At 71.4% G+C, this 11373-nt stretch carries 13 protein-coding genes; 8 read left to right on the top strand and 5 right to left on the bottom strand.

All coding sequences use genetic code 11. From position 1 onward, the window contains the following. Positions 1–90 precede the first annotated feature (90 nt). Positions 91–939: a DUF7260 family protein gene (locus C468_RS07095; RefSeq protein WP_008848208.1), complete on the top strand. Its 849-nt coding sequence runs from the start codon at positions 91–93 to the stop codon at positions 937–939. Between the two features lie 99 nt (positions 940–1038). Next, positions 1039–1662 carry a methyltransferase domain-containing protein gene (locus tag C468_RS07090; protein WP_008848207.1) on the top strand — a complete coding sequence of 208 codons (624 nt, stop codon included), beginning with the start codon at positions 1039–1041 and terminating at the stop codon, positions 1660–1662. 69 nt (positions 1663–1731) lie between these two features. On the opposite strand, the gene C468_RS07085 is transcribed toward C468_RS07090, so the two are convergent. Further along, a complete protein-coding gene (locus C468_RS07085) occupies positions 1732–3144 on the bottom strand; it encodes an MFS transporter (RefSeq protein ID WP_008848206.1) in 1413 nt (470 codons plus the stop codon). Between the two features lie 230 nt (positions 3145–3374). Between C468_RS07085 and C468_RS07080 the strand changes: the two genes are divergently transcribed. Further along, positions 3375–4412: an NAD(P)/FAD-dependent oxidoreductase gene (locus tag C468_RS07080; RefSeq protein WP_008848205.1), complete on the top strand. Its 1038-nt coding sequence runs from the start codon at positions 3375–3377 to the stop codon at positions 4410–4412. Between the two features lie 664 nt (positions 4413–5076). Here the strand turns inward: C468_RS07080 and C468_RS07075 are convergent. Next, positions 5077–5355 (bottom strand): hypothetical protein, encoded by a 279-nt coding sequence (locus C468_RS07075; protein ID WP_241430991.1) that lies wholly within the window; start codon positions 5353–5355, stop codon positions 5077–5079. A gap of 305 nt (positions 5356–5660) precedes the next feature. On the opposite strand from C468_RS07075, the gene C468_RS07070 reads away from it, so the two are divergent. The 5 genes from C468_RS07070 (at position 5661) to C468_RS07050 (ending at position 8779) form a co-directional block, all read left to right on the top strand. Further along, positions 5661–6065 carry a hypothetical protein gene (locus tag C468_RS07070; protein WP_008848203.1) on the top strand — a complete coding sequence of 135 codons (405 nt, stop codon included), beginning with the start codon at positions 5661–5663 and terminating at the stop codon, positions 6063–6065. A gap of 71 nt (positions 6066–6136) precedes the next feature. Next, positions 6137–6439, top strand: coding sequence for a hypothetical protein (locus C468_RS07065; RefSeq protein ID WP_008848202.1), 303 nt, complete (start codon positions 6137–6139; stop codon positions 6437–6439). A 65-nt stretch (positions 6440–6504) separates the two neighbouring features. After that, on the top strand, positions 6505–7425 hold the full coding sequence (locus tag C468_RS07060) for a DNA adenine methylase (RefSeq protein WP_008848201.1): 921 nt from the start codon (positions 6505–6507) through the stop codon (positions 7423–7425). An 89-nt stretch (positions 7426–7514) separates the two neighbouring features. Further along, complete coding sequence (locus tag C468_RS07055; protein ID WP_008848200.1) at positions 7515–7964, top strand: universal stress protein; 450 nt, start codon at positions 7515–7517, stop codon at positions 7962–7964. Next, a complete protein-coding gene (locus tag C468_RS07050; RefSeq protein WP_008848199.1) occupies positions 7964–8779 on the top strand; it encodes a DUF63 family protein in 816 nt (271 codons plus the stop codon). The genes C468_RS07055 and C468_RS07050 overlap by 1 nt, the downstream gene beginning before the upstream one ends. A gap of 59 nt (positions 8780–8838) precedes the next feature. Here the strand turns inward: C468_RS07050 and C468_RS07045 are convergent, their stop codons facing one another. The 3 genes from C468_RS07045 to C468_RS07035 form a co-directional block, all read right to left on the bottom strand. Continuing rightward, positions 8839–9321, bottom strand: coding sequence for a DUF456 domain-containing protein (locus tag C468_RS07045; protein WP_008848198.1), 483 nt, complete (start codon positions 9319–9321; stop codon positions 8839–8841). A gap of 122 nt (positions 9322–9443) precedes the next feature. Then, positions 9444–10025 carry a DUF2150 family protein gene (locus tag C468_RS07040; RefSeq protein ID WP_008848197.1) on the bottom strand — a complete coding sequence of 194 codons (582 nt, stop codon included), beginning with the start codon at positions 10023–10025 and terminating at the stop codon, positions 9444–9446. 136 nt (positions 10026–10161) lie between these two features. Beyond that, on the bottom strand, positions 10162–11331 hold the full coding sequence (locus tag C468_RS07035) for an SDR family oxidoreductase (RefSeq protein WP_008848196.1): 1170 nt from the start codon (positions 11329–11331) through the stop codon (positions 10162–10164). Between the last annotated feature and the right edge of the window lie 42 nt (positions 11332–11373).

Genomic DNA, 11373 nt, shown 5'->3' with positions numbered 1-11373 from the left:
CCGGAGCCCTATTGAGCGCCCCGTACGGGTCTCGTGCGCCTCGTATCACTATTATAAGCGCTTACGTGAACGATACGCGACGAGTGCGGTATGGCAACGACGACCGAGCCGACGGACGGGGGCCCCGAGGTGCTGGACGACGCTCGAGCGGCGCTCCGGGTCGAGCGACGGCGCGTCGGCGACGAGCGCGAGGCGTTGCGCGCCTTCCGCGGGCGGATATCGTCCGTCCCGTCGGAGCCGGTCCGCACGGACGGCGGCGCGGGAGCGGCCGGCGGAGGCGGGGGTCCGATCGGCGTCGCCGGGGGGATCGGGGCGCCGAGCGCGGGCGGACCCCGCGGCTCGGGGCCACCGGCGGGGTCGGGGCTCGTCGCGGTGAGGGACGCGTACCGCGAGACGGTGATGTCCGTCCCCCACTACGAGGCCGAGTACGACGACACCTACGAGCGGAGCGTCGCCGAGGAGTTCTCTCCCGAGCTCGCGTACGCGCTCACCCGCGGGTCGCGGTTCCACCGGGAATGCAAGCGGTCGCTGCTCGACGCGACGGCGACCGCCATCGAGGAGCGCGAGCGGTTCGTCGAGACGGTTCGGTCGGAGAGCGAGTCGGTTGAGCGGGCCGCCTCGCGGCTCGCCCCGATCCGGAGCGAAGCCGAGTCGACCGGCCAGCGGGAGTTCTCCGAGGCCGGGTTCGGCACGCTCGACGCCTACCGGGCCCGGACAGAGGTCCTGATCGACGACTGCGACCGGATCGCGGCGCGTCGACAGCGGGAGCTCGCGTCCCACGAGCGCGCCCTCGGGATCGACGGCGACCTCGACGTCCCCACGTACCTCTATCAGGACCTCGCCCCGACGTACCCCGTGTTGGCGGCGGTCGCCGCCGTCGGTGACCGCCTCGACGAGTCGAAGCGGCGGATCGAACGGGCGATGGCGCGAAGCGGATAGCCGTCGCTCGCGGTCGGCCGATCTGTCGGCCGTCGGGGCGGCAGTCCGGCCGAGACGGGCGACGGGCTCTTTGGGTCGCGGCTCCGAGATCCGGTAGCCGTGACGACCGTTCTCACCGACCGCGACCGACGGAAGCGCGACGACCGGTCCGACCAGACGTTTTATTCGGATCCGCGGTTCGTCACGCACGCCGACGACGCGTTTCTCGACCGGCTCACGGCGCTGTATGACGAGGTTCTCGGCCCGGGAGACCGCGTTCTCGACGCGATGAGTAGCTGGGTGTCGCACCTCCCGGAGACGGAGTTCGAGCGCGTCGTCGGCCACGGGCTCAACGAGGCCGAGCTCGCGGCGAACGACGCGCTCGACGAGTTCGTCGTCCGCGACCTCAACGCCGACCCGGGGCTCCCGTTCGCCGACGACGCGTTCGACGCCGTCTGCTGTGCGCTGTCGGTCCAGTACCTCCAGTACCCAGGGCCCGTGTTCGCGGAGGTCGGGCGCGTGCTCGCGCCCGGCGGCGTCGCCGTGGTGAGCTTCTCGAACCGGATGTTCCCGACGAAGGCCGTCCGCGCGTGGCGGACCGCCTCCATGGACGAGCGCGCCGACCTCGTCGAACGGTATCTGAAAGCCGGCGACCTCGCGGTCGAGGACCGGATCGCGGAGCGTCCGGGAACCGACCCCTTCTACGCGCTGGTGGGGCGGAAGCCCGCGAACGGCGGCGATTAACTCGACTGATTGAGGCCCGGCGTCAGTCCGGCGGCGTCGCCGTAGTGGCCTCAGTCCGACGCCGTCGCCTCAGTCCGACGCCGTCGCCGTCTCGGTCACCAGCCCGGACCCGCTCGGCGGTCGGAGCAGCAGCGCCGCTAGCCCCGCGGCGATCGCGAGCCCGCCGCCGAGCGCGAACGTCGAGACCCAGCCGGCGGTCGCGACGAGGTAGCCGGCCGCGGTGCCGGCGAACACGCCGCCGCCGACCTTCGCGGTGTAGAGGACCGCGTAGTTCCCGGAGGAGTTCTTGGCGCCGTAGTAGTCGGCGATCACCGACGGGAAGTAGACGAACAGCGGCGACGAGAAGAACATCGCCGCCATCACCAGCGCGACGAACGCGACCCCGGCCTCGGCCCGCCCGGCCCCGATCAGCGCGAGCCGGAACACCCCGGCGAGGACGAACGAGGCGGCCATCACCCGCTTCCGGTCGAAGCGGTCGGACGCCTCCCCGAGGATCAGCCGTGAGACCCCGGCGGCGACGGGCAGGAGGGTCGCCGACGCGGTCGCGACGACCGCCGCCAGCCCGAACTGCTCGGCGAAGCGGACGACGTTGGCGATGACGAGCAGGTCGGCCCCGGCCATCGCGACGAACATCGCGTACAGCAGCCAGAACTGCCACGTCGAGAGCATCTCGCGGGTCGTGTACGCGCGGCCGCGGAGCGACGCCGCGAGGCCGTCGCTCCCTCCGTCGCCGCTCTTTCCGTCGCCGCTCCCTCCGTCGCCGCCATCGTCCAGTCCGAGCCAGTCGTCCGGCGGGTCGCGAAGGAGATACGCGCCGACGAGCGTCACGACGAGGATCGCGAGCCCGAGGTTCCGGAGCACGTCGCTGTAGGCGGCGACGGTGGCGTTCGCGCGGACGTACGGGACCACGAGCGCGCTCCCGGCGGCGAACGCCATCGTCCCGACGCCCGTGGTGAGCCCGGTGCGGTCCGGGAACCACTTGACCGCGGTGTTCACCGCGACCGTGTACACGATCCCCACGCCGACCGCCCCGAGCGAGTACAGCAGGTACAGCTGCCAGAGCGCCGTGGCGTACGCGAGGCCGACGTACCCGCCGCCGGCGAGGAGGGCGGCGACGAAGGTGAGCGCGCCCGGCCCGTGGCTGTCGCGCCACTTGCCGGCGGGGAACTGCGAGAGCGACTGGAAGACGACGTAAAAGGAGAACACCGCGCCGAGCGCCGGCAGCCCGATGTCGAGGCTCCGTGCCAGCGACCCTTCGATCGACGACCAGACGTACTGATAGGGGCTCACCGCGGCCATCATCCCCGCCGCGGCGGCGATCTGCCACCAGCGCGAGAAGCCGAGGATCTCGGACGCCCGCCCCGCGTAGTCGACGTCGGAACCGGACGACTCCGGGGCGTCAGCCGGGGTGCCGTCGGCTGGGGTGCCGTCGGCCGAGGGGGAGTCGGCCGGGGGGGAGTCGGCCGAGGGGTCGTCAGCCATCGGTACCGTCCGTCCCGCGTCCGGTCGTGTGGTGGGTCATGGTGTGTCGGAGGCCCCCCGGTCCGCGCGCCGGACCGGCGGTTCGCGTTCGCACGCTGTCGGCACGCGGGAATAAAACGCGCCGTCGGGGAGGTTCTTGCCCCCTCGCTCCCGGGCGGGCCCGTCCGCGTGGCGCCGGCCGCGGCGACCCCGAGCGACCGATTAAGTGGCTGCACCCCCTCCCTACGCCCGTGACACACATCGGCATCGTCGGCGCGGGAGCGGGGGCCGCGGCCGCGGCGTTCACCCTCGACGGCGCGCTTCCGGACGCGGACGTGACGGTCTTCGAGAAGTCCGGCGGGCTCTGCGGCCGCGCGGCGACCCGTCGCCACGGCGAGTTGACCTACGACTACGGCGCGAACTACCTGAAGGCCGACGACGAGCGCGTCGTCGAGCTGATCACGGAGACGCTCGACGACGAGGGGCTGGTCGACGTCGCGGAGCCCGTCTACGTGTTCGACGCGGACGGCGAGGTCTCGCCCGGGCGCGACGCCGACGAGCACAAGTGGAGCTACCGACGGGGGATCACGCAGATCGCGAAGCGGCTGTTCGACCGGACCGACGCGACGGTCCACCGCCGGACGCGGATCGAGACGGTCCGCCGGGTCGGCGACCGGTGGGCGGTCGACGACGCGGAGGGCGCGACGCGCGGGCCGTTCGACGCCCTGCTGTTGAACCCGCCGGCGCCCCAGACCGCCGACCTCCTCCGGGACGCGGAGTGGGACTCCCCCGTCCGCGAGGCCCTCGTCGACGCGGTCAGCGACGTGCCGTACCGCACGGTCTGGACCGCGGTGCTGCACTACCCGTTCCCGCTGGACGCCCCCTACTACGGCCTCGTCAACACCGACAAGGAACACGCCGTCGGGTGGCTCTCCCGCGAGGAGTGCAAGCCCGGCCACGTCCCCGACGGCGAGAGCCTGCTCGTCGTGCAGGCGAACCACGACTGGTCGGTCGAGCACTACGACGCGGACCCGGCCGATAACGTCGCGACGCTGGCGACCCACGCCGCGGACATCGTCGGCGACGAGCGGCTGGCGGACCCGGCGTGGACGGACCACCAGGGATGGCGGTACGCGCAGCCGGAGAGGGGCGTCGACCGCGGCCCGATCGACTCCGCCCGCCGGGAGGGGCTGTACCTCCTCGGCGACTGGGTCGCCGGCGAGGCCCGGGTCCACGCCGCGCTCGCGAACGGCCTCGACGTCGGCGAGCGGGTCGCGTACGGGGTCTGAATCGCGGTCGGGCCGAGGAGTGGAAACGCGGTCGTCGGACCCCTCAGGCGGTGATACGCCTGACCCTGTCGCGGTCACCGCGGACACAGCAGTGAGCGACAGCGGGAGTGGGTGTTGCAGTTCGGTGGTAGCGATGGAGTGTTTAAACAGCCGTGGGCCACGGCGTCGATCGATTATAAATGAGCGAAGCGGTCGGCGCGCGCCTCCGAGCGGGCCGCAGGCCCGCGAGGAGCGCGTGCGAGGGAGTCGGTCGCCCGGAGCAACGCGGAGGGTGACCGACGAGGCTGGGGAGGCGTGAGGCTGTGCGGTGCGGCTGGATGGGATTCAAAAGGGAAGCCGTGAGGGCGACGCAGGCGACGGAAGCACCGCAGCGAAGGAGCGATAGCGACTGCGCGAGGCGCGCAGCGAGCGTGCGCCGCCCTCACGGCTGGGGCCTTGGAGGTCGTCACCGCAGCAGTGTCAACCAGGTATAAGCGGCCGACAGCGACGCCTCTCGATCGCTTATAAATACCCGGTCGACCGAAGTGAGACGCGTCCTCCCGCTATCGATCGACACGCAGCTGTCAGCGGCTGTCGAGTTCGAACGAGAAGCGCTCCGAAGAAGAGGGTCTCAACAGGGCCGAAGTACCGGGCGTCCGTCCGGCGGTTCGGTATCGACGCGTCGTTAGCTGCGGGTGAAGCGGTACTCGACGGCGCCCAGCCCGGGGAGGCTGACGCGGCCGACGGCCTCCCGGTCGACGTGGCGGGCGAGCGAACGCGTCAGGACCGCGAGGGCGACGCCGGCGGCCAGGACGCCGAGCGAGACGAGCGGGTACGCGGCAACGAGGACGCCGAAGGCGATGACCGCGAGGAACGCGAACGAGGCGCGGACGATGCCGTCGGGCGCGACGTTGGGCCCCGGCGACCGGCCGGCGGCCGGATATCCAGTTGTCATTGGTCGCATGGATACACCTCGGTCGCCGGGCGGTAAAAACCTTTCATATTACGAATATGTTTTGAGAACTGTTCGCACGACACACACCACCAGATGGTCTGAAGCTGTCGATATGACGGTGTAACTGTTGACATGGTAGTCGTTCGTGCACTCGTAATGAATCTATCACGTACGATCGTGCTCGCGGGGTGGCACCGACCCGGAGGCCCTCCGATCGGCGGCCTCGCTCGGATGTCGGGGGTCGCTCGGAGCTCGATCGACGAGTCGGGTCGCGACCGGAGGACTTCTCCCCGTGGCTCCCCCACGATCAGTCAATGGTCAGTATCCCGGGGTCTGGCGGGCGGGCGAACGCCCCGTTCTGGGCGACCGTCGCCCTCGCCGCGCTGTACCTCCCGGCGTCGATCGCCGCGCGCGCGCTCGTCGACCCGTCGTTCGCCGACGGGGGACCGGGCGTCCCGTCGGCGGTCGCCGACGCGACGGGCACCGTTCCTGCGACGCTGGTCGCCGGCGCGCTGTGGCTCCTGGTCGCCGGCGGCTTCCTGTACGCCTTCGCCGCGGAGCTCGACACGATGCGGACCCGAACCGCGTGGTCGCCGCCGGCCAAAGGGTACCTGATACTCGCGGCCGGCTCGCTGCTGGCGCACCCGCTCACCGGGGTCCCGTTCCTGTTCCTGCTCGTCCCCGGGTACACGCTTCACCGCGGGCTCCGGGTGCGATAGCGGGGCGCGGTCGGCGCTCTCGGCCCGTAGTTTTATTTCGTCTTAATCCATCATGTAGATACGAACAGTCGATGTCACTGACACATCACACCCCCTCAGAACGAAAGGCCGCGGTCGCGACGCCGGGCCGCCGTCGCGTCATCGCCGGGATCGCGGACGGAGCGGTCGAGACGGTCGCGGATCTGCAGGTCCGCGGGCGGGTCGACGAGATCGCCGCCGAGCTCCGCGAGAGCCACCTCCCCGCGTTGGAGGAAGCCGGCTACATCGAGTGGAACCGAGAGGAGGGGACCATCGAGCCCGGGCCGAAGTTCGACGAGGCGGCCGCCCACGTCGCCGACCTCCCGGACCCGGACGGGGAGCTCGCGGACGACTGACCCCGTCGGCGCGCGGACCGCGCCCGAGACGTTTATACGCCGCGGCGGGCGACCCCAGACATCGCATGGCCGAGCCGATACTGAAGTGGGCCGGCGGGAAGCGGCAGCTCCTCGACGAGCTGTACGCCCGGTTTCCGGCGACGTACGGCCGCTACCACGAGCCGTTCGTCGGCGGCGGCGCGGTGTTCTTCGACCTCGAGCCGTCGGCCGCGACGGTCAACGACGCGAATCCGCGGCTTGTGAACTTCTACGAGCGGGTCCGCGACGACCCAGAGGCGCTGATCGAGCGGCTGGAGTCGTTCGACGACCCCGACGCGGACCCCGATCCCGACCTCCCCCACGCCGAGGAGACCGCCCGCGGCCGCGACGTGGAGAGCTACTACTACCAGCAGCGCGCGCGGTTCAACAGGCGGCCGTACGAGGGCGAGTTCGACCCGCTGGAGGAGGCGGCGCTGTTGTTGTACCTCAACCGCACCTGCTACAACGGGCTCTACCGCGAGAACGCCGACGGCGGGTTCAACGTCCCCGTCGGTCGCTACGCGAACCCCGACTGGGTCCAGCGCGACCGCATCCGCCGGGCGAGCGACGCGCTCGCGGACGCGACGGTCCGGAACGGCGACTTCGACTACGTCCTCGACGCCGCGGAGCCGGGCGATCTGGTCTACTTCGACCCGCCCTACGAGCCGATGAGCGCGACGGCGAGCTTCAACGAGTACAGCGCCGAGGGGTTCGACCGCGAGGACCAGCGCCGGCTGCTCGACGTCGCGGGGGCGCTCGACGAGGCCGGCGTGTGGGTCGTCCTCAGCAACAGCGGCGTGATGAACGAGCCGTACGCGGAGGCCGGCTTCCGCGTCGATCGCGAGGGCGCGACCCGCGCGATCAACAGCGACGCCGGGAACCGCGACGAGGTCGACGAGATCGTCGCCACCAACGTGCCCCCGAGCGAGCGGCGCGCGGCCGGCCAGCGCGACCTCGCAGAGTTCTGAGCGCGGGCCTCGACCCGACAGCTGGCTCGGAAGCTCGGGGGCGACCGGAGAGGGCGGGCTTTTTGCCCTCCCCCGACGACGACTCGCGTATGACCGATCTCGACATCGACCTCGTCCTCGTGTCGGTGGACGGCAGCGAGGAGTCCCACGAGGCGGTCGACTACGCGATCGCCGTCGCCGCCGAGTACGACGCGAGCGTCCACGCCCTCTACGTGCTCGACGAGGACGTGGTCCGCGCCATCAGCCACGGCGTGGTCGACGAGGGCGACGTGGCCGACGACACCGAGGCGTTCACCGACTCGGTGGCCCGGCGCGCGGAGGCGGCCGGCATCGCCCACAGCAACTCCATCGCCTACGGGTTCTCCACCGAGGTGAAGACGGTTCACCCCGGCAGCGTGGTGCTCGACACCGCGGAGGAGCTGGAGTCGGACTTCATTGTCGTCCCGCGCGAGCCCGTCACCGGCGACCCCGGCGAGGTGCTCGGGAAGGCCGCCGAGTACGTCCTCCTGTACGCCAGCCAGCCTGTCCTGTCCGTCTGATGGTCGGCGGTCTCCCCTTCGTTCCGGAGGGAACGACCCTCCCGCCCGCCCCGTATCTCGTCGCCGTCCTGCTCGCGGCCGGCGCGGTCGTCACCGCGCTCCGCCGACGGCGCCCGCGGGTCACCGGCCGCCGCGTGCTCGCGCTCGCCCCGTGGATGGCGCTCGGATCGGCGGCGCACGTCCTCTACGTCGTCGGCGCGCTCCCGCCCCTCCTCTCGCCGTTCGCCGGCTCGCCGACCGTCTACCTCACGGTGGGCTCGCTGGCGGGCGCGGCGTGGCTCACCGTCGACGCGACCCGCCCGGACCGGGTGGCTGAGCGGCTCGCGGTCGCCGGCGCGCTCCTCCTCGCCCCGGTCGTCGCGGTCGCGGTCTCGACCGGCCTCTCGCCGGCGGGGGCGCGCTGGTCGGCGGTCGCGCTCGCGCTCGCGGTCCCGATTTCGGGCGTCGCCTGGGCCGGCCTGACGCGGCTCCGACCCGAGACCGCGGTCACGGGCGGCGTCGGCGCCCTCGCGGTGTTCGGCCACGCGCTCGACGGCGTCTCGACCGCGGTCGGGACGACCCATCTCGGCTTCGGCGAGCGCACGCCCCTCTCCCGGATCCTGCTGGAGTTCGACTGGATCCCGTCGGTCCCGGTGCTCGGCGAGGGATGGGTGTTCCTGCTTGTGAAACTCGCGGTGGCGAGCGCGGTCGTCTGGCTCTTCGCTGAGTACGTCCGCGACCGGCCGGCGGAGGGGTACCTGCTCCTTGGGTTCGTCGCGGCGATGGGGCTCGGCCCGGCGGCGCACAACCTGCTGCTGTTCGCGGTCGCCGCGTAGCCGCACGGGACCTCGCAGACACCACTTCTCGTCCGCGTCGCGGTCGCGATCGACGGCCCTTATAAAACCGAAATCGCGAACGCGACCGTGACGCCGGCCAATATGACCGCCTGGACGAGCGAGCTCGCGAGGGCGCCGATCACCGCGTACGCCGACCGCCGGGCGGCGACGCGCGGTTCGGCGCTGTTCTCGTAGAGGCTCGCGAGGAAGACGGTGCCGCCCAGCCCGACGACGAGCCCGATCGGCCCCATCACGAACAGCAGCGCGACGCCCACCAGCGTGCCGACCACGACGGTCCACGTCGGCGCGCCACCGAGCTTCCCGGAGACCATCCCCGAGACCAGTTCCGCGACGGAGGCCAGAAGCGAGACGAGAACGAGCGCGACGAGCACGAGGAGGCCCGGTTCGGTGAACCCGGTGGCGTACGCGTAGCCGACGACGGTCAGCGCCGCGAGGACGCCGCTCGGCACGAAGGGGACGAACGAGCTGGCCGTCCACACGATGAGCAGCACGATCGCGACTCCGGCCGCGGAGACTGCCATACACGAGAGTCGTCACGCGAGTTCATAACGGTTTGTCAGCCCCATCGGGACCGTTCGACGGGCCGGCGGCTCGTCGGAATCGAGCGAACCGAGAGAAACGAAGCCCGAACCGGCCGCCGCGCTCAGTCCTCCTCTTCGACGACTTCCGGGTCCTCGATGGCCGACTGCAGGGAGTCGAGCCCGTTGACCCACTCGGAGACGAGCCCGTACTCCAGGTCCTCGACGAGGTCGATGTCGAGTTCCTCGCCGTCGACGATCCGGGTGCCGGCCTGGACGATGTAGCCGAGCGCGGCGTCGAGGTCGTCGTCGGCCTCGGCGTCGGCCGCCGCGCGCACGAACTCGCTCACGTCGCCCTCGACGACGCCGCCCACGATGTACTCCTCGGCCGCGTAGAAGACGGGGACGAGCGAAGTTTGGACGCCGTCGATCAGCATGACCTTGTCCTCGTCGTCGAACTCCACGTCGGCGAGCACGATGTCGCGGACCGTGTGGATCTCTTCGACCGCTCGCTCGTCGTCGATGCGACCGTCGTCGAGCGCCGCGAGCACCTTCACGACCGCGATCGCGGCGTCGTCTTGGAGGTTCAACAGGAGCCGCGCCGAGTCCTCGTTCTCGGGGTCTAACTCCTCTTCCTCCAGCCTGTCGAGCCAGTTCTGCCACCGTTCGTCCGTGTAGAACGTTTCAACGGCGTCGTCGTCGGTCATGTGCGGTACGTCGCCCGGACTACTCAAATGCCTTTCCTATCGATCGTCCCGAGAGACGGCCTCTCACCCGCTCGACGCCGGGATTCGGGCGCTCGGTGCTACCCCCCTCACGTCGTCCGGTCCTCGCCGACGGCGGTCACGTCATCGGGTCGTCGCCGAGAGACGGGTGCTCGCGGGCGAACGCCACGAGTCGGTCGACGTACGACTCGAACGGCGGGACGGAGACCCCGGTCCCGGCCAGCGCCTCGCGCGCGTTCGGACACCGGTAGCGGGTCGGGTGGTCGAAGTAGTCGATCGTCGCCGGTTCCACGTCGACCGACGCGGCCGAGAGCAGGCGGGCCGCCGCCTTCGCGAGCCGCTTCGGGATCGGAACGGTCACCGTCCGGCGACCGACCGCGTCGCTCAGCGCCGCGACGAACGCCGGGACCGTCAGCGGGTCCGGGTCGCAGAGCTGGTACGTCTCGCCGGCGGTCTCCGGCCGGGCACTCAGCTCCGCGACGGCCTCGACGACGTAGTCGCGCGGCACGACGTTCAGTTCGGTCTCGGCCCCGCCCGGGACCGAGAACGCGACCGCGAGCCGCTCGGGCTGCGCGAGAAGCAGGCGGAGGAGGTTGTACGGCCCGTCGAGCTTGTCGGTCTCGCCGGTCTCGCTGTCGCCGACGGTGATCGCCGGGCGGTAGACGGTCGCCGGGAGCCCGTCCGCCATGCGCTCTCGGACCGCGACCTCCGCGCGGTACTTCGACGACTCGTAGTGGTTGTTGAACGACTGGCCCTCCCGGAGGTGATCGGCGGTGAACACGCCGTCGTACCGGCCGCTGACGTAACACGTGCTCACGTAGTGGAGGCGGTCGACCCCGAGCCGCTCGCACGCGTCGAGGACGCGTTCGGTCCCGCGGACGTTCACGGCCTCCGCGAGGTCGGCGTCGACGCTCAGGTCGTAGACGGCGGCGAGGTGGTACACCTCCTCGACGCCCGCCAGCAGGTCCGGGTCGTCGAGCGCCGACCCGAGCCCGAGGTCCGGCTCCGTGACGTCGCCCTCGTAGAGGTGGACGGTCGGGGCGTCGGCAGGGACGTCGTCGTCATCGCGCTCTCCGACCGCCGCGACGATCTCCCGCGCGCGCTTCTCGGCCAGCTCGCGGTACTGCGGCTGGATCAGGCACGCCACGGGACCGTCGCCGCGAGCGAGGACGCGTCGGAGCAGCGCGGAGCCGAGGAACCCGGGAAAGCCCGTGAAGAGGACCTCGGGCGACGTAGAGGCGTCGGCGGAGTCGTCACCGGCGCCGTCCGCGAAGCGGCAGTCGATCACGGCGAGTGACCCTCCAGCGTCGCCTCGGTGTCGATCCCGTAC

Source organism: Halorubrum kocurii JCM 14978 (assembly GCF_000337355.1).
Classification (GTDB): domain Archaea; phylum Halobacteriota; class Halobacteria; order Halobacteriales; family Haloferacaceae; genus Halorubrum; species Halorubrum kocurii.
This window is presented reverse-complemented; position numbering and strand designations above follow the sequence as displayed.